Source organism: Atopobium sp. oral taxon 810 str. F0209, from assembly GCF_000466405.1.
Taxonomy (GTDB): Bacteria; Actinomycetota; Coriobacteriia; order Coriobacteriales; family Atopobiaceae; genus Olegusella.
The window spans coordinates 90,555-112,458 of sequence record NZ_KE952935.1 but is presented as its reverse complement, the minus strand read 5'-3'; the positions used below and the strand labels follow the sequence as shown (position 1 = coordinate 112,458).

The following is a 21,904-nucleotide window of genomic DNA, read 5'->3' as shown; positions in this document are numbered from 1 at the left end:
AGGTTTAGCGACATTAATAAACCTCCAAGCTCTCAAACGAAGAGCTTGGAGGTTAAAACGCGCTAACACTTAAAAGCTCAACACTAACAATTGCATATATTTATGATCTACGGATAATCTCTGCAACAAGCTCGGCAACCGAATTGACTTGTGCGGGATCTACCTCATCAGGATCATCACCAGGTACCTGAGAAAGTGCCAAGGCACCATTAGGAGTAAGGCCACAAATGGTTGCAGCACGCATCCTTGCACGCATGGCAGGCGTGGCGTCAGTATCCTCCCAGTCGTGCTTGGTGCGACCAAGCTCAATGTGAAGATCGTCGGCAATCTGACCAATGAGACGCGCAAGACGGCGATCGGCTTTGCGGGAATTTACCTGACCTTCTTCAGTCAGCAGCGTCAACTCTCCATCACCAACACAAGAGAGATTAATGACAAAGGAACCACGCGCATTGCGACGATTTTCTGCAAGGAAGGCTTTCATACCCGCATGGTCTGCATACGAACCACCCAATGCCACAAACCAGATGTCATGGGCGAGCAGTTCGTCATCACCCATAGCCAAAATGCTATCGCGAAGCTCTTCTTGTACCCGAACATCATCTTCGTTGGTACGCTTGCCGTCACGCCTTGTAGCGCCGCCCTTCCAACTATTGTTGGGGCGAGGTTTGCCACCTTCGTCATCATCAAAATGTTCCCAGCTGCCGATAGCGCGGCCATCCTTCTTGGCATCGTAATCATCACCAACGCCTAGCCAGTCACCTAAAGATTCGGGCTCTTCTTCGGCTTTGTTGCCGCGGTGGAATAAGCCGCGACGACGCTTGTTTTTAGGCTTCTCATCCTGAGGTGATGGGGCATGCAGAGTTGTTAATGATTGAGGCGCAACATCCTCCTCCTGCGCGTCTACGTGCGCTTCACTCGTACGTTGAGCGGCAGCATCAATCGCTGCGCGAGCCTGCTGGCCAGCCTCACTCATACGACGACGAGATGTCTTTGCGGTGGACTCAAGCTCATCACCTAAAGGATCAACATCGTCCTCATCACCCGAAGGATCAGGCAAATCAAAAAGAACGGCACGACGAGCCACACTACTTACAGGTGGCCTGAAATTAGATTTACCCCAGTCAGGATCATCAAGGGCTGCAGGTTCGGGCTGCACATCAGGCAACCTGGAAGAAACAACGGTCTCATCTGTGGCTAAGGTATCCAAACCCGACGGGTCTTTGGTATCAGCATGCTCGTCAACTTCTTGGCCATTTGCCAACTGACCTAAAGGAATAAACGGCAGAGTACCATCAGCATCTTCTTGGATGCGCGGCATCGCGCGGGTCTCCATAGAGGCCTCTTCGGCATCGAACTCAGCTACTGTAGATTCAATCTCAGCAGAGGACAGCGCATTCTCTGATTTTACAGAGAAACTAGTTGCTTCAGCGGATGTGGATTCGAGTTCAGTTTCGGACCCAGCCTCAGATTCGGATGCCACCTCGGAAGCCTGTGTAGACTCCACATCAAGCTCAGCTAGGACTTCACGGGGAGGCCGAATAGCAGAAGTATCAGGTGCATCTGTCCACAAAGACTCTTCGGTCTCTTCCCCAGCAGCGTCTTCTTCACTTGCCTCGTCTGTGGCTTCTTCATCTACTTCATCGATAGTGTCAACAGACTCATCGGAAGCCTCGTCGCCTTGTTCAGGCGCTGTTTCTTCAATAACATCCTCATCTTCAGGAATTTCTTCCTCGATAATGGCATCGAGATATTGATACTCGTCGTATTCGTCCTCTTCACGCTGATCTGTCACAGGTTCGAGTTCTTCGTCATCAGAGTATTCATTGTCGCTAGAATCAAAATCTTCCTCTGATCCAAGGTCTTCATCAGGATAGCTATCCTCAGCGTAATCATCTTCAGCCGCCTCATTGCTATCCTGAATGTACTCTTCCTCATCTATAGGAGCGTCCTCATAGCCCAGCTCTTCTTCATATTGCTCGGGCTCAACAGATCTGTGAGCAGAAATACTATCCTTTATACGTGCAAAGAATCCCTGAATACGAGCGCCCATACCTTGCGGCTGGACTTCATCGGGCACGAGATAACCATCTTCTTCTTCGTCGTAATACTCGTCGTCATATACCTCAGCATCGGATTCTTGTTCTTCGTAGGACTCTTCCGCATCTTGATAGGAAAGTGCGTCGGTAGCGACTTCCTCCTCCTGCTTGTCCTCATCGTTGTTATTCTCAACCATCTCGGGCAGCTTATAAATAATCTCGCAACTCGCAGGCAGAATGTGCAGCGCTTCGAGAGTCTCCTGACCATGCCGGACTCCAAGCACTTCTTCATTCTTTGCTTTGCGTGTCACAACTCGAGCAGCCGAAATCGGTTCTTCGTAGAGATGCTCAATAGGAGTCGCAGGCTTTGCAGACGTAGGTTTAGACGCAGGTTCCTCTGGAGCCTCCATGGATGGCTCTTCAAAATCTTTGGCTTCTTTTGCGGGAAGCTCCTCTGCGTCTTCCGCTACAGACACTGGCTCGTCAGAATCGTTTGGCTCGGCAGAGTAATCTGCTTCTTCATTATCCTCAGTAGTTTCAGTCTCAAAATCCACAGGCCCTTCTTCAGGTTCCTGCTCTTCAAACTCATTGGTATATTCAGATTCGCCCTCAAGTTCCTCACCCTCTACGGGTTCGGCATCAAGGTACTCGTCTTCGTCGTACTCATCATCGTATTCAACATCTTCATCATCGACATCAGCTGCAGCAGCGACATCCGTACCAACTACAACACCAGCAGCTACAGCGGCTTGGGCTGCTTCTTCCTGAGCAGCAGTTGCACGTTCTTCCTCAGCAGTCATAGCTTCGGCTTCTGCAGCCTCAGCCTCTGCTTGTAGACGCGCCTCTTCTTCGGCTGCCTTGCGAGCAGCTTCTTCTGCGGCGGCGGCTTCCTCAGCTGCGATCCGTGCACGCTCAGCAGCCTCACGATCGCGCTGCTCGCGCTGCTCACCATAGCCCGTTGCCTCATCATCGCCAGGATGCACCATAGACATCACGCCAAGAAGGGCAGCTACACCAGATTTGTTGTCATTGCTGCCTTCTGTACAAGGAGCAAAGCGTTGTTGCAAATCGGCAACGCCAATCATCAACAGTGGCAATGCACAAATAATTGCAATGACCCACATAATGTGACGCGCAGCAGAAGGAATAAAACCAAAGGATTGCACCACGCCAAAAAACACCGCGAGGCAACTTGCTTGAGGGGAATACTTGCGTAGCAAGGACTGCCAACGCGCAAAAGGCTCATTGCTCAGTAGGTTCTCACGAGGCGTATCGTAGTGGGCAACAATCACAATAGGACGATTGCCTTTGACTACCAGCGGACCTGTGGCACGGTGAATACCAATGACGTTCTGACTTTGAATCTTGCCGCCCAAGCCACCCAGCAAATCAACAATACCTGCATGATTTAGGGCAAGCAAAACAAATGCAGCCAGAGCTAGAAGAATACCCACGACCATTGCTGGTGTACCCAACAAACCCGACAAAAAGACACCGATAAACAGTAAAATACCCACTACACGGTATGGCAGCTTTCCAAGGCCGGGCGCCTCAAAATCCTGCATACGTGTTTCAAGGCCGTGACTTTGCATCAAAGACTCAATAGTACTAGCGGCCTGATACTCTTCTTCACTGTTTACTGGGGCGATATCGACCTTTTGGTTTAGATACTCCAGATAATCGCGCGAAGTTGACATACTGCTCATCCTTTGTGGGTGACGAATACACATTGATGCTCAAATTATACGTCTTACACAGGAAAACCTCCCCTTGCGTTTGACAAATGTTAGCGACGGGAATAAATGCCCTAAAGAAACAGCAAAATAGCTTTTCTACGTCTCTGACAAATTTGCTTTTCTACTCATGGTAGGGTGCTTGTGTGAGAGGAGGTACGCCCATGAAGGAAGTCGATGATACTCAAAAGCAGGACGAGCAGAACACCTCGTATGCACTAAGTGCAGACGATGAGCTTGCGCGGCGTCTACTCTCGCTTGTTCTTGCCTTTTCCAATGCGTCAGCTCCCCTCAGCTCTGCTTATGTACAAAAAGAGTATTACCCTACCCTCACTGCTGAAAGTTTTAGGCGGCAGTTTCATAGAGATCGTAAGCGTTTGCTGACGTGTGGACTACTACTCCACGAGGCCAAAAAGGGTTGGTGGGTTGCAGATGAAACTTCATTTGCAACAGAAGTCAGCTTGGATCCTGATGAACTATTGGCACTTGATTTGACTTTGTCACAACTCGCCAATGATTCAACATTTCCTTACAGCGACGATCTGAGATATGCGTTAACAAAGATAGATTCGGATTATTCGAAAGTTTCTGCGGCTCGTTTTTCTCTTACTACCACCAAGCAAAACAGGCAGCTCAATATACTTTTGCATGCCGCAACTCAACATCATCCAGTTCAGGTGCAATATGTATCAGCTCTGGGTGAAAAAAGTGAACGACTTCTTGCTATCTATGGCGAATTTGGCTTGCGGGGTCATATCTACTTTGTAGCTGCTGACCTCGATGAAGACCTAACGCCAATAACTACAGAACCACATACATTCCGGGATGATCGCTTTTTAAAGGTTCGTGAGTTACGTAATAAAACGTATGACATCCCGCGCAACTTTAATGCAGCTCAATGGCGTAAACTCCCCTTCCAAATTGGCAACAAAAGCTTTGAGATCCAATTGCTCCTTGGACCTGCTGCGGGAGAAGAGGCGATGCGCGCTGCTCAAAACTACGGGACCTATACCTCAACTGAACGGGGTCTTGTGTGGACTGTAGAAGCAGCTGACCTTGAGGCTGCAGCGTGCTGGAGCATAGCCGAAGGCTTTATTCCCCAGCAGCCCTCCGAACTCGTGTGCTGCTGGAAAGCACTGCTTGAGGAGGCGCTCATATAATGGCTTCTGTTCAACACCAAGGTGCCTTGGAACAAACGCGCTCGCTCGTAACACTTGCAGGAGCACTCACAAAACATGGTGATTGTCTCAATGCTCAGGTAGTTGCTTCACGCTTGGGACTATCAATTGCACAAGCCCAAACGCTCCTTGAGCTGCTCATGCAAGCTGGTGGAGAGGACTCCCAAACAATACTTCCCCTTGTCAGCGCCAAGACAGGAGATGTTGAGCTTTTTAGTCCTCTCTCTGGTGCGGTCCATGGTCGCCCTTTGCGTCTAACTAATCAAGAGGCACAGGCGTTAGATACTGCTTTTGAACTTATTGGACTTAGTGGCCAAGATTTTATACGCAGAGAAATTACTAAGGCTTACTACCCTCAAGAGATTGCCCAAACAAGCAGTACTCATACAACAACCCACATTAAAGAAGATCTTTCTAAACGTCTGGATGCCATCTCCGAAGCCATTGTTGCTCAAGTTGCTTTGGAATTTGACTACCAAGCAGTAAGTGGTTCTACCACTATGCTGAGTACTCGCCACGTTGGTCCTCTTGCTTTGCGTTACAACCAAGAACGTTGGTATCTCGATGCTTTTGACTTAGATAAAGCAGCTAAACGCTCGTTTAGAGTTGACCGAATGAGTATGCCTGTCACTACTGAAGGTAGCTGGGACAAAGAAATTATTCCTACGACTACACCGCAACAGGTTGAACTAGTCTTTAACGACCAAAACTGCCTCAATCTATTCACATGGCCAGGACTCAAGATTAAGTCTCGTCGCGGGTCACGCATAAGAGCGAGTATTCCTTGGTATCAAAATTCAAATTGGCTTCCTCGAAGGCTCCTTGCTTGCGGAAAGCATGTTGAGACCGATGATGCCCAGCTCATTGCTGCGATTAGACATTGTGCCAAAGAACTGCTTGCGCAAGCAAAAACTCAGAAGTCCTAATGAGTTTTGCACCATGTTTCAATGAAGCGCCCTACGTTGTTGGTTGAAAGTCGTTGCACATTATGAGAAGGCAGAGAGTTTATAAACTGCTTGCCATACCGCTTACTCACAAGACGCGAATCCGCTAATACCAATACCCCTGTATCACTCTTTGTGCGTATCAGTCGTCCTGCGGCTTGTTTAACTGTCAACACTGCTTCGGGTAGAGAGTGTCGCCACCAGCTGCGCTCTTCTCGAAGGTCGCGCTCTTGCACTAAAGGATCTCGGGGGTTGGCAAAAGGTAATTTAGGGATAACAACACAACGCAAAGTATCTCCAGCCGCATCAAAACCCTCCCAAAATGACCTGAGGGCAAGCAACGACTGCTGTTTATTGGCAAGGAAACTATCTCGTAAAAGCCTGGTTGAAGCTCCTCGTTCTTGACAACGCAAATCCAAACCTTCAATCGCTAAACGGGGCTTGAGTTTGTCAAAGGTCGCCTCCATATCGCGACGATTGGTAAAGAGCGTTAGTGTCGAACCACCCATAGCTATATGAACATCAAAAAGCAGGTCGCATAGATAATCAATATAGCCAAGCTCGTTTGGTGCAGGCATGTCTTGTGCTACCACAACAGCCATGTTGCGATCAAAATCAAAACTTGAGTTCATTTGAACATCGCGATGGGCAGTTTTGGGAATACGATCAAACCCTACTGAACAATCAAAATGCTCAAAAGAAGAGCCAACGGTCATTGTTGCAGAAGTAAAGCTCACTGAGTTCATCTCGGGAAGCCATCTCTCCGCTAAATCTGCACCGATATCAAGCTTTTCTGCACGTAGACGCTCGGTTCCTGCATCGCGTCTACGGCTAGGCAGATCGGCTGAATAGACATAATTGGTATTAGTCCCTGCCAAAATGAGCTTTAGCGTTTCAAGCAGCTCGGGCACAAAGCGCACTGCCTCTGCAAGCTCAGCTCCTGCCTTGATATTGGATGCCGTGAGTACATCTACGACTGCTTTTGCTGCACGCGTACATTCATCAAGTGCATCAATGGCTATTGTGCCAGTAGCATCAATCTCCTTCCAAAGCCTACCCGCGCGTAACTTTTCATCAATCCAAACACTCGTGCGCTCATACATACTTTCGGTAGAATTTCCCGAACGACTAAGAGTGCCAACCGCCTCAAAAAGTGCAGACACCGCTACTGCAGAGCGAGATGCGGTGGCTGCCAGTTTTGTAAGCAGGCGAATAGACAAGGTGGGGTCTTCGCTTTGTCCTGCTTCAGCCAATAAAGCTTTGATAACTCCTGTGCGTGAGCTGCCCAACAATTCAAAAGAAGTACGTAATTCCTCGTAAGAGGCTTCTTTTGCCCACTGCTTACGAGCCTCATCTTCAAAACCATGTGCCTCGTCAATGACCCAATGGCGAATGGGCGGCAAAATATGTCCTTCTGCCTCTACGTCACGCAACAGCAGTGAATGGTTGGTCACCACAATATCTGCCGCTGCAGCACGACGACGAGCACCAAAAACAAAACACTCATTGGGATAGTAAGGGCAGCGATTGCGTAAACAACGGGATGAGCTCGTTGTGAGCATTTGTCTAGGAACAAAACGCCAACGTACACCCAGAGAATCCAAATCTCCTTCAGGAGATTGACAAGAGTAGCTATATGTCACTGCAAGCGCTGTCAGCATCTCTGAAGCGGTTGTCTGCGTAGATTTGTTAGTTTGAGCAACTGCATCTACTGGCAAATCGCCCATTGTGGCGCGGTCAAGGCACAACAAACAAGGATAGTGTTCATAACCTTTAAGGCTGGTGTAGCTCAAACCGTTGGGCAGAGACTTTGCAAGTGCTGGCAGTTCGTGAGAAACCAGCTGGTCGGTAAGGGCATTTGTTTTGGTAGCAACACCCATGCTGATATTGTTGCGCTGTGCAAAAAGCACTTCAGGCAAGAGATAGGCAATAGACTTACCAACGCCTGTACCAGCCTCAATAGCGCGATGAGTAGAACTTGACAGAGCTTCTGCCAGCTCTTTTGCCATAACTATTTGCTCGGGGCGCTGCTCATAAGCATCATACATCCGTGGCACAACGCCACCTTTGGAAAAGGCATCCTCTATCTCTCCCCCATCAAGCGGGTGCAGCTCAAGCAGCTCTGCAGCATCTTCATGTGGCTGTATATACTCACTATCAAGCAAATCCATGCGTGCAGTTTTAAGGTGAAAAGAGGATTGCTCCTGCTCAAGAGATAGATGTCTTAATATCGGTCGATATTGCCAATCAACCTCTTCATGCATATCTGCCAAAAGAGCTAATAAACCCTTTGGTAAATCACAAAGTGCCAAAAGTAAAATACGCCAAAGTCCACAAAGAGCGTCAACATCGTCGGTTGCCCTATGCGTCACCGCATCACAACCAAAGGCTTGTGCCATTTCTTGTAAACGATGCGACTTGAGACGTGGCAGTGCGATTCTTGACAACGCAAGCGTATCAATCCAGTTATTACTTACCTGATAGCCGCCTTGAACCTTCTCAATAAAAGTTCGGTCAAAAACAGCGTTATGTGCCAAAACAGGCTGTCCCGCAACAAAGCGCACTAACTCTGCCACTGCTTGCTTTGCATTCGGTGCATCAGCGACATCAGCAGCCGTGATGTGCGTAAGCTTTACAATCTCGGGAGGAATTGGCTTTTTGGGATGCACAAAGGTATCAAAACGCTCTACTATCTCACGCCCCGAAATACGCGCCGCAGAAATCTGAATGAGCTCGCAATCGCGAAAAGACAGCCCCGTTGTCTCGGTATCGAGTACAACCATATCCTTTTCAAGCAGACCAAAACTTGTCTCTTTGGCACGCTGTTCAAGGCTAAGATATTTCTGCGCGATACGCTCGGGAGTGCCTGGAGTTAACAGGTCTCGCACAAGCTCTTCGTGGGGTTTTGACACACTATGCTCCAGCTCTTTTACAAGTTTTTGGTATCTTGCTTACTCTTGCTTACTGCTTGTCATATCAGTATGTGCCTCAAAGGCCAATTCAATAAAATAGCGGCACAAATCAGGGAATTCGATTCCGCCATGACGTGCGGAATCAGGCAGCAGACTAGTCTCGGTCATACCAGGAATGGTATTGGTCTCAAGGATGACCGGGGTACCGTCTGCACGCACAATAAAGTCACTGCGTGATGCACCCAGACAACCAAGCGCTTTATGAGCAGCAACAGCCAACTCTTGAGCGCGTGCATAGACAGCCGCCTCAAGACGAGCAGGAATCACATGGTGCATTGAGGATGGCTCATATTTAACTTTGAGATCATAAAATTCAGCACCTGTTACGATTTCGACTACGGGCAGTGCACGAGCTTGTGTGTTACCAATAACAGGCACGGTGATCTCTATACCCTCAATGCATTGCTCAACCAACACACGATCACCTTGTTTGCCAGCAATCTCAATGGCTGCAGCAAGCTGATTTGCAGCGGTAACACGAGTAATGCCATAGCTCGAACCATTGGCAGCTGGTTTGACAAAAAGCGGCAAACCTAGTTTTTCTACCAGCTGATTAAGCTGTTCTTCTGTAGGAATGAGTTTGTGTGCAAGCGTGACACCTTCGGGACAAGGAATATGGGCTGAACGGTATACGTCTTTTGCCATATCTTTTTCGGTACCTACTGCAGATGCAAGAACACCTGAGAAGGTATACGGCATATGAAGAATCTCTAGCAGTCCCTGAATACATCCATCCTCGCCAAAATGACCATGCATAGCGATGAACGCAACGTCAAAACCACCGCGTGATAGGCGCTCTACAAATCCATCTTCGGCGACATCCAACAATTCAACACGGGCAAAACCTGCCTGCTGTAAAGCTTTTGCACAGGCACGACCCGAATCCAGAGAAATCTCTCGTTCGTCTGACCAGCCACCAGCAAGAACTGCTACTCGACTATCCAAAACATCTCTCTTATCCATGAAGATAGCTCCTCATATACCCTCACGCTGCCCAGCTTGCATTAGACTGCCATCGTACGCAAGCGCTGCGGACGGGCAGTTAGTCTTAGAGCATACTCCTGTCAAGCCAGCGACCGGCGCCAAGCGAAGCTGTGAGGCAAGAAAACATGCAAGACCCCATAACCAAGACGAATATTCGTTCCCTAAGTCATAGTGAGTTGCAGGAATTACTTGTAGATCTAGGCCAACCTTCTTTTCGAGTAAAGCAAATCGAGGAGTGGATTTGGGAGAAAAACGCTCATGATTTTGATGAAATGACTAATCTACCCAAATCTTTACGCGAAGCACTGAAAGAGAGTTGCACACTTGGCGGCGTTTCTGTTGTAGCGCGTCAGCTTTCAGGTGATGGTAGTCGCAAATATCTACTTCGCTTCCCTGATGGGGTCTCCGTCGAGTGTGTGGGCATGCCTTCTCGCGGTCGTCTTACTGTTTGTGCTTCTACACAGGCGGGCTGTGGCATGGGTTGTGCTTTTTGTGCAACAGGAGCAGCAGGCCTTACGCGCTCCCTTAGCTCATCTGAGATTTATGAGCAGGTAATGCATGTTCGCGACGATTTTGGCCGCCGCGTCACCAGTGTAGTCATGATGGGTCAGGGTGAACCATTTGCAAACTACGACGCAACCCTCGCTGCTTTGCGCAAGCTTAACTCCCCTGATGGTGCCGGTATAGGAGCGCGCCATTTAACGGTATCTACCTGCGGAATCATTCCTAATATTATCAGGTTTTCAAAAGAGCCTGAGCAGTTTACTTTGGCAGTTTCCCTACACTCTGCAGTCCAGAGCACCCGCAATATGTTGATGCCTGGGGTGAAGCGTTACTCACTTCTGCGTCTCTATGATGCTATAGGTGAGTATGTTGACCGTACTGGTCGCCGTCCTACTTATGAGTACGCTCTTATTAAGGGTATTAACGATAATGATGGCGAGTTAGGGGCACTTTGCGATTTTTGTCGTGACAATCTCGCACATGTCAATATTATCCAGCTTAATGCGGTTAAAGGATCTCGTTTTTCTCCTGTGTCTGAGGCTCGCGCTCAAGAATTTGTCCGTGCCCTCAACAAAGTTGGCGTCGAAGCAACTATCCGCAATTCCAGAGGTGCTGATATTGATGCAGCGTGTGGACAGCTACGCCAAAATTACGATAAATAATAGCCTATAGAAAGAAACTCTATAGGCCATCTATACAAACATATGTTCTGTTGTTAGAACCCTAGCTTTTCCCATTGAGCTTGGGTTCTTTTTATATTTTCAGGATAAGACTCCTCGACAACAATTCCCTGTCGTTCTTCTATTGAATTTTTTATGTTCGCAAAGCTATCAACTATCGTTTTGACGGTTTTTTTTGCTTGCAATTTTGCTTCAGGTGTTAATAGCAATTGATAGGCAGCAAAGCTAGATACTCCAAGAATAGCTAAGGTCCAGATTCTCAACTTAACTTTCTTCATGATTCTCACCCACCATGGCACTGCGACTCAATTGCTCAACAATGCGTGCTAAATCATCCTCAGAAGAAAACTCTATCTCGATTTTATTTTTATTACGGACACGCTTTACTTTGACACTCGTATCAAGTGCCAACCGTAGCTGTCGTGCAGCACGTTTAAAAGATTGGGGTGTTAGTTGGCGGTGCACAACGTTTGTCTCTGTATTGCCAGAAAAGAGCGGAGCAAGTCTTTCTGTCTGGCGAACCGTCAAATTATCTTTTATAACTTTTTCAGCAAGCCTAATCCTACCATCTTCATTGGGTACAGCAAGAATTGCACGAGCATGACCTGCAGTTAATGACCCTTCTGCCATCATGTCTTGTACTTCTTTTGGTAAATCCAAAAGACGTAGTGTGTTAGCAATTGCAGAGCGCGACTTCGAGAGGATCTGTCCCAATTCCTCTTGCGTTAATCCATCTCTATCTATGAGTTTTCGATACCCCTGTGCTTCCTCCATAGGATTTAGATCAGAGCGTTGCAAATTTTCAATGAGGGCTAATTTAAAAACCTCATCATCGCTAATCTCACGGATAACTACAGGTAAGTTTTTAAGACCTATGCGTTTTGCAGCCTGATAACGGCGCTCACCAGCAACAATCTCGTAGTAATTTCCTTTTTTACGTACTAAAAGTGGCTGAAGAATACCATTTTTTTCAATCGAATCCGCAAGTTCTTGTAATGCAGATTCATCAAAGTTCTTTCTTGGCTGATTCTTATTAGGCTTTATATCTTTCAATGAGAGCTCAGTTGTTGGAATCGTACCAACTTCCGCATTTGCTTCTCCCATAAGTGACTCTAAGCCTCTACCAAGTCCTGACTTTCTAGCCACGACGCACCACCTCTCGTGCCAATTTTGAATATGCAAGGGAACCAGTGCTCAAATGAGCGTACATAGATACTGGAAGTCCATGGCTAGGAGCTTCAGAGAGTTTAACGTTTCTCGGAATAATGGTTTTAAATACCTTATTCCCAAAATATTTACGTACCTCTTCAACTACTTGATTTGAAAGGGTTGTCCGACGATCGTACATAGTCATCACAACACCAAAAACATCGAGATCAGGATTGAGACGACTTTTTACCATTTTCATAGACTCAAGAAGTTTAGTAACACCTTCAAGTGCGTAAAACTCACACTGAATAGGTATGAGCAAAGAATCCGATGCAACTAATGCATTAATAGTTAACAAGCCAAGTGATGGAGGACAATCGATGAATACATAGTCAAATTCGTCTTTTATCTCTGAAAGAATCGTTTTAAGAATGGATTCACGTGCAATAGCCGAAACAAGTTCGATTTCAGCACCAGCAAGTTGAATGGTTGAGGGAATGAGAAATACTTTTGGTTCGACGGTATCTAGTACGAGTTTATCAATAGGAAAATCTTGCAGAAGTGCATCATAGATATCTTCTGTAAGGTCATCTTTTTCAATACCATAGCCACTTGTTGTGTTTCCTTGAGGATCTAGATCGAGAAGTAATACTTTTTTTCCTTGTTCCCCAAGAGATGCTGCTAAATTAACGGCAGTAGTGGATTTTCCAACACCACCTTTTTGGTTAATGATTGCTAGAACTTTGGCATCTCTATCAGGAAACGCTCTTTTTACATCTTTAAAAGGCACTATTCCTCCTTTAATCTGTATTTAGTGCTCGTTTAAAGTAATACTGTTTCACGTGAAACATATTTCCACTCACTATAGTAATAGAAGCATGAGCTTTTTTGTTTGATTGTTTCACGTGAAACGTTTACTTTTTCTCCTTAGGACATAAGGGATGATGTTGAGCAACTCCCACATTTCTTGGCATTTTTATCTTTGCTTTTCCTGTTTTTTGATAGACAAAAATACTACGAGTGCCTGCGTTGTGAGGAAGTTCAAGTGTTTCACGTGAAACATAGGTCATTCCACATACATCAGCTGCGTAGAGTGAAATATTAAATTCCTCGTCAGTGGGCACAGCTTTCATAACAACAAGATAGCTAGATTGAGAAAGTAGAGGCGAAGCATATTCAATGAGTGTACTCATCTGAGATACCGCTCGAGCTAAAATAAAATCAAATTTTTGTGACTGTTTTTTAGCCAATTCTTCAGCACGCACTGCCTGAGCAGAACAATTATCAAGTTCAAGTCTATCAATAAAGTACTGTACTTCTTTGATTTTTTTTTCAGTGGAATCAATGAGAGTAAACTGAGCTTCAGAACAGATTGAGAGAGGAATACCAGGAAAACCAGCTCCTGTACCAATATCCAAACAATGAGACTTTTCAGTTAAACCCAAATCTTGAAGAATGGTTAGGGGAGTTAAAGAATCCAAAACATGTTTATCAATACCATCCTGCCAGTCCACTATACGTGTAAGATTTATAAACTGATTTTTCTCAATAACCAATTCAAGATGTTTTAAAAGCTTCTTTGCCTTCTCATTACTCAGCTGCACACCATACTGTTGTGCTTCTTGTATAAGCATGTGAATATCTTGTTCTGTCATCTCAAACCTCATATCTCATGACAAAAATCTGTGTAGCAAGGATTATTGTCACAACATCGATTTATTTCATAAACAAAAATATTGTGCCATAAAAAAAGACCCTTCCAGAAGAAGGGTCTCATTACCTTTATATAAAGTACTGGGCTTATATTCCATTCTTTACATAGGTAACAACTACGTGGCGATCAAAGTCATCGCCCTCAGAGTGAGTAGCAACCTCAGGATCTGCAGCAAGTGCGAGATGTATGATACGACGCTCATACGCAGACATAGGAGGCAGAGAAGCACGTCCATGCTGCCGCTTAGCACGGGCGGCAGCATTATGAGCAAGAGATTGCAGCTTTGCACGACGGCGAGACTTATAACCCTCAATATCAACAACTACAGGGTAATGAAAATGTAAAACATTGCTGAGATATGCGGTAAGCAGAGATTGTAAAGATTCGAGCGTCCTACCATGACGTCCAATCAATACTGCTAAATCTCCGCCACTGACATCTAAAATCAGCTCGCCTTCATCACCTTCATATTCGTCGATGGTAATATGGTCTTCACCAAAGAAAGAAAGAAGACTACGCACATAGGCAACTGAGATATCGGCAATAGTATCCAGCTCGGATTCAGTCAGAGCGACACCACTTTCATAATGCTCTTTAAGACTTGCATACTGATCAACAGTATCTGAGCTCTGCACAAGTTCTTCTTCCATTGAATCCTCCTGCAAAAACCCAGGATAAAATACCTGGACTAACAGCAATCTACACCTAATAATGACAACAGATATAAAGCAAACTACTTAGATTTTTTATGCTGACGAGGCTTATATTCTCGCCTAACAACCGAGATATTATTTTGGACACCTTGGGCTTCAAGTTTTGCTTGGGTTTCTGCTTTGACTTGATCCATTACTCGTTGCATCACTAGTTTCTGCTGGACAACCTGCCAAATAGCAGACGTGTCGTAGTACAAAATAACTGCTGCAGGCAGACCCCAACCAACCCAAACCATCATGAGTGCCATAACAACTCCCATGATAATCATCTGATTGCGTTGTTCTTCGGGAGTATTACCCGCATTCATCAACATAGGAACAAGCGTTAATACGCCAAAGAGAAGTACAAGGAAGATATAGACAGCCGCAGCAGCAGAGCCACCCGACGCCAACATAGAAGCTGCAGACGCAGAAAGTGACGGCAAAATACTTAAGAAGTGAGCTGTCTTGGGTACCTGCTTCGCCACAGTAAATAAAGCAAAAAATACAGGCATCTGCAGAAGAATAGGCAGACAACCTCCAAGCGGATTAAACTTGTTGTCGGCATAAAACTTCTGCATTTCTTTTGCCTGACGTTCAGGATCATCGGCATAGCGCTCCTGAATATCCTTCATGAGCGGCTGGAGAGCTTGCATCTTTGCAGAAGATGCAGTCGATTTAGTCATCAATGGCACCAAAATAATACGGATGATGACCGTTAATACGATTACTGCAATACCCCAGTCACCAGTAAGTCCGGCAAGTGAGTCCAAGATTTGGTACAAAAAACTAACGAACCAATCCCACATATTTCCTCCGAGCATCGCTTAGGGCACAGGATCGAATCCACCTTTATGAAAGGGGTTACAACGAAGAATACGCCGCAGGGCAAGCCATCCGCCTTTTAGGACTCCATAACGCTCAATAGCAACCATCGCATATTCAGAACAGGTAGGGCTATATATGCATGCATCTGGAAGAAGGGGAGAAATAAAACGCCTATAAAATCCAATGATAAAGAGAAATGCTCTTTTCATCATGGGATATCCCCTATATTCCAGACTTGCGGAGTAGCCCCGTGAGCTCGTGAGATATATCTGCAGGATGAGAATCTGCAGTAGCGTCAGTAGCAAATAAAATTACTCTGGCGCCTGCTCGAGGCAAGCCACAAAGCCTTGCTGCTTCTCGTAATACACGTTTGCATCTATTGCGATGAACAGCAGTTCCTAGCCGTTTTGCTGCAACAAAGGCGACCTTAGATGGGTCGCCTTCATCTCCCTTCAAGACGGCAATTCTCACAAGTCTGCCGTTATAACGACAACCTGAAGAAAACACCGTACTAAATTCCTGCTTGGATTTGATGGTATCCATCAGTAATTAGACAGTGAGCTTCTTACGTCCCTTGAGACGACGACGAGCTAGTACAGCACGACCACCCTTGGTAGCCATACGAGCACGAAAACCGTGAGTCTTGGCGCGCTTGCGCTTGTTGGGCTGATACGTACGCTTCATGATGTTCCTTCCAGGGCCAAGCGGCCAAATCGACAAAGCTAAATGAGCTTTCAAATTGTAGGGTCTACCTGCACGTGTGTCAAACGAACCACAAGCTCTCCTTGCATTAAGTATTTCTTTTTAAGAAAAGTTTCTTTCTGATATTGCAAAAAAAGTTCCAAAAACGTGCAAAAAGGTGAAAAAACCTCTACAAAATGATATGATTTTTCAGCAATTATTTCTTTTATTACAAGAGGTTATCAACAGTGTTTCTTAATTGATGAAAACTTTCTTTCGTATTTTTTCTTGAATGAAACTTTTCAACCATGGAAGAAAAAATGTTGATTGTTGCCATATGAGGATTGGAGAGCACATGTCACACGCGTTCTACCCATTCGTGGAGAACGTGGAGTCTCCTGCGAATCTATCCCAACAAAACCTTGAAGAAAAAGTTGTATTAAACGCCTCTGAAGTGCATTTTCCTGCACGGATAGCAGTATATGACGATGCAGCCGCAGCACCACGCGTAGTTATTGTTGAACCTGCAGATGTACGTGCCTATCTTGAAGAGATAACAAAGGAAGTGACGCAGCTTTCTCATCAACAAGGTGGCAGTATTCCGTTTATGGTTATTCGTGAAGTTGTTGAAAACCTTATTCATGCCTACTTCATTGAACCTGCAATCTCTATTTTGCCTGGTGGTAATACTATTCGTTTTTCTGATCAAGGTCCTGGCATCAAGGAAAAAGAACGGGCCATGGAATACGGCACCACATCTGCTACCGATGAGATGAAAAAATATATTCGTGGCGTTGGTTCTGGTTTGCCTTATGTTCAACAATATCTCTTGGATAAAGGTGGTTCTCTTCTTATAGAAGACAATATGGGCCGTGGCACTATAGTTACCATTTCCATGGGTACAGCTATCAGCAAAGAAGATCTTTCTCGCCCACAAGTTCGCCCAGCACCGATAAGTCCTAGCTATGCGCAAACGTACGTCCCGGATGATGTACCAGATATTGCATCCCCTCGTCCTCGTATCTCGGATCGAGGACAACTCATCTTGGCATATCTTAAAAACCATGAAAGTGTAGGTCCTACCGATTTGGTAAACGCCTATGGTCGTTCAGTCTCTACCTGGTCGCGCGAACTACAAACCCTTGATGAAAGTGGTTTGACTTATAAACAGCGAGGTGGCCAAAAACGACTATTAACTGAAGCAGCTCACCGACTTCTCAACAATTATTAGGGTTAGTCATCTTTTTTAGCCTATACTAGCGGTACTTTTCAACATTTTTTAAGACAGGGGACTCATGACTGAGGAAAAAATGACTGATGCTGAGGCATTATGGGCTGATGTCATCACGCTTCTAGAGGAGCGTGATATGAATGCAGCCACTCTTGCTATGCTACGCAGTTGCACCCCAGCAGACCTCACTGAAGACTCACTTATCATCGAAACTGAGCTTTCTTTTGCGCGTCGCAAAATCGAGCGTGAACAACCACTAATTGAAGAATGCTTAAGTGCTGCTGCTTTTCAACCCATGACACTCGATGTACGTCTGGGTCGTAATAACCCTCATCAAAACTCAGCTATTAATCTTCCTCAATCTCAGCCGGAACCAGCCCCTCTTCCTATCACCCCAAGCCAGCCAGAATATGTTCCAGATGTACCAAAGAAAAACTCTCGCCCGAGTAATTTTTTGGCGGAGGACATACCTGAAACCGATTCAAAACTCACTTTTGATCGTTTTGTAGCTGGTGAAGAAAATATTTTGGCCTTTGAAGCGGCAAAACAAGTCGCAAATGGCATCAATAAGAGTTATAACCCGCTTTTTATTTACGGAAAAAGTGGCTTAGGAAAAACTCACTTACTCCGCGCGATCCAAAATTATATTGCTGCCAACGATTCCACACGACTGTGCGTTTATCGCTCGGCATCGCAGTTTGTGGAAGATTACCGCACCTCAATGAACGATCCTTCTGCGCCCCCTCGATCTGCTTTGGCACGTAGTTATCAAGACGTCGATGTGCTTATCATTGATGACATTCAAAATATGCAGACTGCTGCAGGTACTATCAGGTTTTTCTTTGAAACCTTTAATGCACTGGTAAGCCACGGTAAACAAATCGTATTAGCAGCTGATCGTAGTCCCTCACAACTAGGTATGGGCGAAAGTAAGTTTGACGAGCGTGACACAAGCCGTATGGATTCAGGTGTCACAGTATCTATCCAGGTACCTGATTATGAGCTCAAGCTAAACCTCGTTAACGCTTTCTATGAGAGTATGCGCTCTGATGCGTCAGAAGAGCATATTCGGGGTATGGATGGGACAATCTCTGAAGACCTTCGTCGTTTAATGGCTGACCGTGCCGGTACGTCTATTCGACTGATTAAAGGTTTTGTACAGTCACTTTTAATGCTTGCTCATCAAAAAGAGAGTCGTGGGGGAGCGCTAAGCCGTGAAGATGTTATTCGTGCTTCTCAACAAAAGTGGCCTACAGGTCAAAAAATTGTCACGGTAAGTCACATTCAAAAAGCTGTAGAAAGCTATTACGATATTTCTCACGAGGATTTAGTTGGTTCAAAGCGAAATAAAGAGTTGATGGAACCACGTCATGTTGCTATTTGGCTCACAAGGGAGATGACAGACAACACACTTGCAGATATTGGCAAAAAATTCGGCAATCGTACTCATGCAACTGTCAAGCACTCCATAGCATGGGTTGAAGATATAAAAGCTAAAGATCGCCTTTTTCATGACCGTGTTGACTCGCTCCAAAATGATATTAGCGACAAGGCGTAAAAGCAGTTTTGTAGAAAACTACGTTGAAGAAAGGTTTGAAGAAGTAGAAAGAATTGCTCACTTTGGGTTCAAAGTATTTTTCTGTTGATGATGTTGAAAGATTGTTATGAGTCACAACTAAAAAAGAATAGCTTTGTACTGGTGATTTATAAGTTTTTCTACTTTTCTACAGGCATTACTAATTCTATTAGTTCTTATTTATATAGATATATATAGGTACTCAAGCGTGGGAGGTTTGATATGAGGTTTTCGGTCAGTCAGTCTGCATTGGATGTAGCTCTCTCAGTAGTCTCAAAGGGTTTAGCGACAAATTCAACTCTCCCTGTACTTTTGGGTATTTATCTCAAAGCTGAAGAAGGTACCTTAACTCTTCAGACAACAGATCTCACTATTTCGATTCGTCATAAGATTCCAGCTAATGTCGAGGAACCAGGAGAAACAGTTGTTTCGGGTAAGATGCTCACGAACATTGTGAAAAATCTTCCCGATGCAGCGGTTAATTTTGATGCAACCCCTCATGGTTTGACTATTAGTTGTAATCGTTCGAGTTTTAATCTTCATGCGCTTGAACCTGCAGATTTTCCCGAATTTCCCGAATTTGAGTTGCAGAAATCTCTTGAATTACCCAGTGATACTTTGGGACAAATGGTCAACAAGGTGTATCGCGTGGCTTCAAAAGATACTTCTCGCGCAATCTTACAAGGTATTCAACTGACAGTTGATAACAACACTATTCGTTTGGTAGCTACTGACTCATACCGTTTGGCGGTTTGTGATACTCACGTTGAAACAGGAGAAGAAGAGTTTTCAGCTATCGTTCCTGGAACTACCTTCCATGAAGTATTAAGTTTGCCCTCAATGACTGACAAGTTAATGATTGGTACTACTGAAAATCAAGTAGTTTTTGTCTTTGGTACAACTACCTTTATTTCTCGCAGAATTGAAGGTAATTTCCCCAACTATAAGCAGTTACTTTCGTCATCTTGCACAACCAAACTTCAACTTTCAACTCAGAGCTTAAACGCAGCTCTTCGAAGGGTATCAGTTGTTGCTACTACTAATCCTTCTGTTCGCTTTGATGTAGATGTTGTTGCTGGTATATTGCAGCTGACTGCATCTGCACCTGATCAGGGTGAAGCTCATGAGACGCTCAATGTTGAAGCTGAGGGTGAAAATGTTGCTATTGCTTTGAATCATCGCTTTATTTCTGATTGTGTGAGTGCTGTAGGTGATGATGATGCATTGTCTTTGGAGCTGGAAGGTTCTATGCGCCCAGGAGTCTTTAAGAGTTATGGCGCTATTAACTATCTCTATCTCTTGATGCCTGTCAGACTCTAAGGGATACGCGTGGGACTCAAGGTACATAAGTTAAAACTGCAAGATTGGCGCAGTTTTAAAGAAAAGGAGCTTATTTTTTCTCCTAGGGTAACGGTTCTTGTGGGGCCGAATGCCGTAGGAAAGACCAATACTATCGAGGCGTTACAACTGCTTACCGCAGGTTTTTCTTTTCGTAAGCCTACGCCTGCACAATTAATTAAACAAGATATGGATAGTGCACAAATTGTTGCAGAGCTTACAGGTGATGGACGTTTTATCGATGTGGTGTGTCAGGTCAAAGGAAATAGGCGGAGTTTTTTTACTAACAACAAAGCATGTAAAGCGGGGGATATGCCCCGCTCTTTAATGTCTATTCTTTTTAATCCGGATGATTTGTCTTTGGTAAAAGGTTCTGCTCGATTACGTCGCGATGAATTAGATGATTTTGGTAAGCAGGCAGCGGTAGGGTATGCCAATTTATTTAGTGCCTATCAACGTACAGTTGAGCAGAGAAATCGCCTTCTTAAAGATACTTATCCTGATTTTTCACTATTAGACGCTTGGGATGCTTCGCTTGCCCTTGGTGGCGCGGCACTTCTTGACGCACGACTGCGTATGTTTCAGCGTCTTACAAACAAGATGATTCCCATCTATGAGCAGATCTCTGATGGAGAAAAACTGAGCTGCTACTATATTTCTTCACTTTCCCAAAAAGATGATGACGACTTGGAACTGGGAAAACTCACTCGAAATGAATTAGTAGATAAGCTCACTCTTGCGCTTCAACAATCACGAGCGGATGATCTTCGTCGTCAGCAGACACTTATTGGTCCTCATCGTGATGATGTCTTGTTTGAGATAAATGGACGCTCTGCACGTAACTTTGGATCACAAGGACAACAGCGTTCAGTAGTGCTTGCTTGGAAAATGGCTGAAGTGGAAGTGGCAAAAGAGATTGTTGGATCGACACCTCTTTTGCTTCTTGATGATGTGATGAGTGAACTTGATGAAAAACGTCGTCTAGCAGTGGTTAACTTTGTCCAAAAAGATATTCAAACGGTGGTAACTACGACAAACTTGGGATATTTTAACGACGAGTTGCTTGAGCGAGCGGAGGTTATTCATTTTGAACCCCAACTATGAAGAATATGCTCGTCTTGAAGATCCACGGTTTCAGCCTACTGAGGTCAGTCATCTGCTTGAGCAAGTATTGGGTGTGAGTGCATTTTCTCGCGCAAGTCAGTTGAAGAGAGCAGCTCAGGCTTGGCATGAAGCAAATGGCGACCGTGAACGTGCACACACAAAAGCAGTATTTTTGGCCCCACCCCGCGCTCATGCTTGTGCACCACGACTCGTAGTTTATGTCGACTCAAATGTTCTGCTTGCGGATTTCAAGACCAATGCTGAACTCTATCTTGCACGTCTCGCTAATTGGGGTCTTGAACTCTCTCATATAGATTTTCGTCTTTCAAGAGTGGCAGGAAGAAGTTCGGCGGAAATGGATTCTTCTCGAGAGAATAAGGGTGTGCATAACGCTAGATCAGCTGTGGAACCTAGTCCGTCTGAGCTTGCATACGTAGATGAAGTGACATCTGAAGTTCCTCTTGATCTGAAAGAGCAAGTGCAACAAGCAATGCTTGCTTTCCTGATAAAAAATAGGGCATAAAGGTATAGCTACTGGCTAGATTTAGGGCAGTTAC

At 45.2% G+C, this 21,904-nt stretch carries 20 protein-coding genes; 8 read left to right on the top strand and 12 right to left on the bottom strand.

Annotated features, from left to right (window positions below; translation table 11 throughout):
• Nucleotides 1–100: 100 nt before the first annotated feature.
• Nucleotides 101–3,736 carry a midas domain-containing protein gene (locus tag HMPREF9069_RS08745; RefSeq protein WP_021625262.1) on the bottom strand — a complete coding sequence of 1,212 codons (3,636 nt, stop codon included), beginning with the start codon at nucleotides 3,734–3,736 and terminating at the stop codon, nucleotides 101–103.
• A 200-nt stretch (nucleotides 3,737–3,936) separates the two neighbouring features.
• Between HMPREF9069_RS08745 and HMPREF9069_RS01145 the strand changes: the two genes are divergently transcribed.
• A complete protein-coding gene (locus HMPREF9069_RS01145) occupies nucleotides 3,937–4,932 on the top strand; it encodes a helix-turn-helix transcriptional regulator (protein ID WP_021625261.1) in 996 nt (331 codons plus the stop codon).
• Nucleotides 4,932–5,876: a helix-turn-helix transcriptional regulator gene (locus tag HMPREF9069_RS01140; protein ID WP_021625260.1), complete on the top strand. Its 945-nt coding sequence runs from the start codon at nucleotides 4,932–4,934 to the stop codon at nucleotides 5,874–5,876. Before HMPREF9069_RS01145 ends, HMPREF9069_RS01140 begins: the two co-directional genes overlap by 1 nt.
• Here HMPREF9069_RS01140 and HMPREF9069_RS01135 read toward each other — a convergent pair.
• Nucleotides 5,873–8,806, bottom strand: coding sequence for a helicase C-terminal domain-containing protein (locus tag HMPREF9069_RS01135; RefSeq protein WP_021625259.1), 2,934 nt, complete (start codon nucleotides 8,804–8,806; stop codon nucleotides 5,873–5,875). The genes HMPREF9069_RS01140 and HMPREF9069_RS01135 overlap by 4 nt on opposite strands.
• A 39-nt stretch (nucleotides 8,807–8,845) precedes the next feature.
• Complete coding sequence (locus HMPREF9069_RS01130) at nucleotides 8,846–9,829, bottom strand: D-alanine--D-alanine ligase family protein (protein WP_021625258.1); 984 nt, start codon at nucleotides 9,827–9,829, stop codon at nucleotides 8,846–8,848.
• Between the two features lie 146 nt (nucleotides 9,830–9,975).
• On the opposite strand from HMPREF9069_RS01130, the gene rlmN reads away from it, so the two are divergent.
• Nucleotides 9,976–11,016 (top strand): dual-specificity RNA methyltransferase RlmN, encoded by a 1,041-nt coding sequence (gene rlmN, locus HMPREF9069_RS01125; protein ID WP_021625257.1) that lies wholly within the window; start codon nucleotides 9,976–9,978, stop codon nucleotides 11,014–11,016.
• A 53-nt stretch (nucleotides 11,017–11,069) separates the two neighbouring features.
• Here the strand turns inward: rlmN and HMPREF9069_RS01120 are convergent, their stop codons facing one another.
• The 9 genes from HMPREF9069_RS01120 to rpmH form a co-directional block, all read right to left on the bottom strand.
• Entirely contained in the window at nucleotides 11,070–11,312 is a 243-nt protein-coding gene (locus tag HMPREF9069_RS01120) for a hypothetical protein (RefSeq protein WP_021625256.1), read from the bottom strand.
• On the bottom strand, nucleotides 11,299–12,180 hold the full coding sequence (locus HMPREF9069_RS01115; protein ID WP_035437926.1) for a ParB/RepB/Spo0J family partition protein: 882 nt from the start codon (nucleotides 12,178–12,180) through the stop codon (nucleotides 11,299–11,301). The genes HMPREF9069_RS01120 and HMPREF9069_RS01115 overlap by 14 nt, the downstream gene beginning before the upstream one ends.
• Nucleotides 12,173–12,973 (bottom strand): ParA family protein, encoded by an 801-nt coding sequence (locus HMPREF9069_RS01110; RefSeq protein WP_021625254.1) that lies wholly within the window; start codon nucleotides 12,971–12,973, stop codon nucleotides 12,173–12,175. The genes HMPREF9069_RS01115 and HMPREF9069_RS01110 overlap by 8 nt, the downstream gene beginning before the upstream one ends.
• Nucleotides 12,974–13,097: 124 nt before the next feature.
• On the bottom strand, nucleotides 13,098–13,838 hold the full coding sequence (gene rsmG / locus HMPREF9069_RS01105; protein WP_035437924.1) for a 16S rRNA (guanine(527)-N(7))-methyltransferase RsmG: 741 nt from the start codon (nucleotides 13,836–13,838) through the stop codon (nucleotides 13,098–13,100).
• A 145-nt stretch (nucleotides 13,839–13,983) separates the two neighbouring features.
• Complete coding sequence (locus HMPREF9069_RS01100; RefSeq protein ID WP_021625252.1) at nucleotides 13,984–14,547, bottom strand: Jag family protein; 564 nt, start codon at nucleotides 14,545–14,547, stop codon at nucleotides 13,984–13,986.
• An 83-nt stretch (nucleotides 14,548–14,630) separates the two neighbouring features.
• Entirely contained in the window at nucleotides 14,631–15,398 is a 768-nt protein-coding gene (locus HMPREF9069_RS01095; RefSeq protein ID WP_035437922.1) for a YidC/Oxa1 family membrane protein insertase, read from the bottom strand.
• A gap of 18 nt (nucleotides 15,399–15,416) precedes the next feature.
• On the bottom strand, nucleotides 15,417–15,629 hold the full coding sequence (yidD, locus tag HMPREF9069_RS08960) for a membrane protein insertion efficiency factor YidD (protein ID WP_198009682.1): 213 nt from the start codon (nucleotides 15,627–15,629) through the stop codon (nucleotides 15,417–15,419).
• A 10-nt stretch (nucleotides 15,630–15,639) separates the two neighbouring features.
• Nucleotides 15,640–15,960: a ribonuclease P protein component gene (gene rnpA, locus HMPREF9069_RS01090; RefSeq protein ID WP_021625249.1), complete on the bottom strand. Its 321-nt coding sequence runs from the start codon at nucleotides 15,958–15,960 to the stop codon at nucleotides 15,640–15,642.
• 6 nt (nucleotides 15,961–15,966) lie between these two features.
• Nucleotides 15,967–16,101: a 50S ribosomal protein L34 gene (gene rpmH / locus HMPREF9069_RS01085; protein ID WP_021625248.1), complete on the bottom strand. Its 135-nt coding sequence runs from the start codon at nucleotides 16,099–16,101 to the stop codon at nucleotides 15,967–15,969.
• 352 nt (nucleotides 16,102–16,453) lie between these two features.
• Between rpmH and HMPREF9069_RS01080 the strand changes: the two genes are divergently transcribed.
• The 5 genes from HMPREF9069_RS01080 (at nucleotide 16,454) to HMPREF9069_RS08740 (ending at nucleotide 21,870) form a co-directional block, all read left to right on the top strand.
• Nucleotides 16,454–17,329, top strand: coding sequence for an ATP-binding protein (locus tag HMPREF9069_RS01080; protein WP_035437920.1), 876 nt, complete (start codon nucleotides 16,454–16,456; stop codon nucleotides 17,327–17,329).
• 64 nt (nucleotides 17,330–17,393) lie between these two features.
• Complete coding sequence (locus tag HMPREF9069_RS01075; protein ID WP_021625245.1) at nucleotides 17,394–18,887, top strand: DnaA ATPase domain-containing protein; 1,494 nt, start codon at nucleotides 17,394–17,396, stop codon at nucleotides 18,885–18,887.
• A 240-nt stretch (nucleotides 18,888–19,127) separates the two neighbouring features.
• Nucleotides 19,128–20,225, top strand: a complete 1,098-nt coding sequence (dnaN, locus tag HMPREF9069_RS01070) for a DNA polymerase III subunit beta (protein WP_021625242.1) — start codon at nucleotides 19,128–19,130, stop codon at nucleotides 20,223–20,225.
• A gap of 9 nt (nucleotides 20,226–20,234) precedes the next feature.
• Entirely contained in the window at nucleotides 20,235–21,347 is a 1,113-nt protein-coding gene (gene recF, locus HMPREF9069_RS01065; RefSeq protein ID WP_021625241.1) for a DNA replication/repair protein RecF, read from the top strand.
• The gene (locus HMPREF9069_RS08740) at nucleotides 21,331–21,870 is read left to right on the top strand and encodes a hypothetical protein (RefSeq protein WP_021625240.1); all 540 of its coding nucleotides are present in this window, start codon (nucleotides 21,331–21,333) and stop codon (nucleotides 21,868–21,870) included. The genes recF and HMPREF9069_RS08740 overlap by 17 nt, the downstream gene beginning before the upstream one ends.
• Nucleotides 21,871–21,904 lie beyond the last annotated feature (34 nt).

Bases quoted from the DNA above. Each gene is read 5' to 3' on its own strand.
- HMPREF9069_RS08745 (WP_021625262.1), bottom strand. From the start codon at position 3,736: ATGTCAACTTCGCGCGATTATCTGGAGTATCTAAACCAAAAGGTCGAT.
- HMPREF9069_RS01145 (WP_021625261.1), top strand. From the start codon at position 3,937: ATGAAGGAAGTCGATGATACTCAAAAGCAGGACGAGCAGAACACCTCG.
- HMPREF9069_RS01140 (WP_021625260.1), top strand. From the start codon at position 4,932: ATGGCTTCTGTTCAACACCAAGGTGCCTTGGAACAAACGCGCTCGCTC.
- HMPREF9069_RS01130 (WP_021625258.1), bottom strand. From the start codon at position 9,829: ATGGATAAGAGAGATGTTTTGGATAGTCGAGTAGCAGTTCTTGCTGGT.
- rlmN (WP_021625257.1), top strand. From the start codon at position 9,976: ATGCAAGACCCCATAACCAAGACGAATATTCGTTCCCTAAGTCATAGT.
- HMPREF9069_RS01120 (WP_021625256.1), bottom strand. From the start codon at position 11,312: ATGAAGAAAGTTAAGTTGAGAATCTGGACCTTAGCTATTCTTGGAGTA.
- rsmG (WP_035437924.1), bottom strand. From the start codon at position 13,838: ATGACAGAACAAGATATTCACATGCTTATACAAGAAGCACAACAGTAT.
- HMPREF9069_RS01100 (WP_021625252.1), bottom strand. From the start codon at position 14,547: ATGGAAGAAGAACTTGTGCAGAGCTCAGATACTGTTGATCAGTATGCA.
- HMPREF9069_RS01095 (WP_035437922.1), bottom strand. From the start codon at position 15,398: ATGTGGGATTGGTTCGTTAGTTTTTTGTACCAAATCTTGGACTCACTT.
- yidD (WP_198009682.1), bottom strand. From the start codon at position 15,629: ATGATGAAAAGAGCATTTCTCTTTATCATTGGATTTTATAGGCGTTTT.
- rnpA (WP_021625249.1), bottom strand. From the start codon at position 15,960: ATGGATACCATCAAATCCAAGCAGGAATTTAGTACGGTGTTTTCTTCA.
- rpmH (WP_021625248.1), bottom strand. From the start codon at position 16,101: ATGAAGCGTACGTATCAGCCCAACAAGCGCAAGCGCGCCAAGACTCAC.
- HMPREF9069_RS01080 (WP_035437920.1), top strand. From the start codon at position 16,454: ATGTCACACGCGTTCTACCCATTCGTGGAGAACGTGGAGTCTCCTGCG.
- HMPREF9069_RS01075 (WP_021625245.1), top strand. From the start codon at position 17,394: ATGACTGAGGAAAAAATGACTGATGCTGAGGCATTATGGGCTGATGTC.
- dnaN (WP_021625242.1), top strand. From the start codon at position 19,128: ATGAGGTTTTCGGTCAGTCAGTCTGCATTGGATGTAGCTCTCTCAGTA.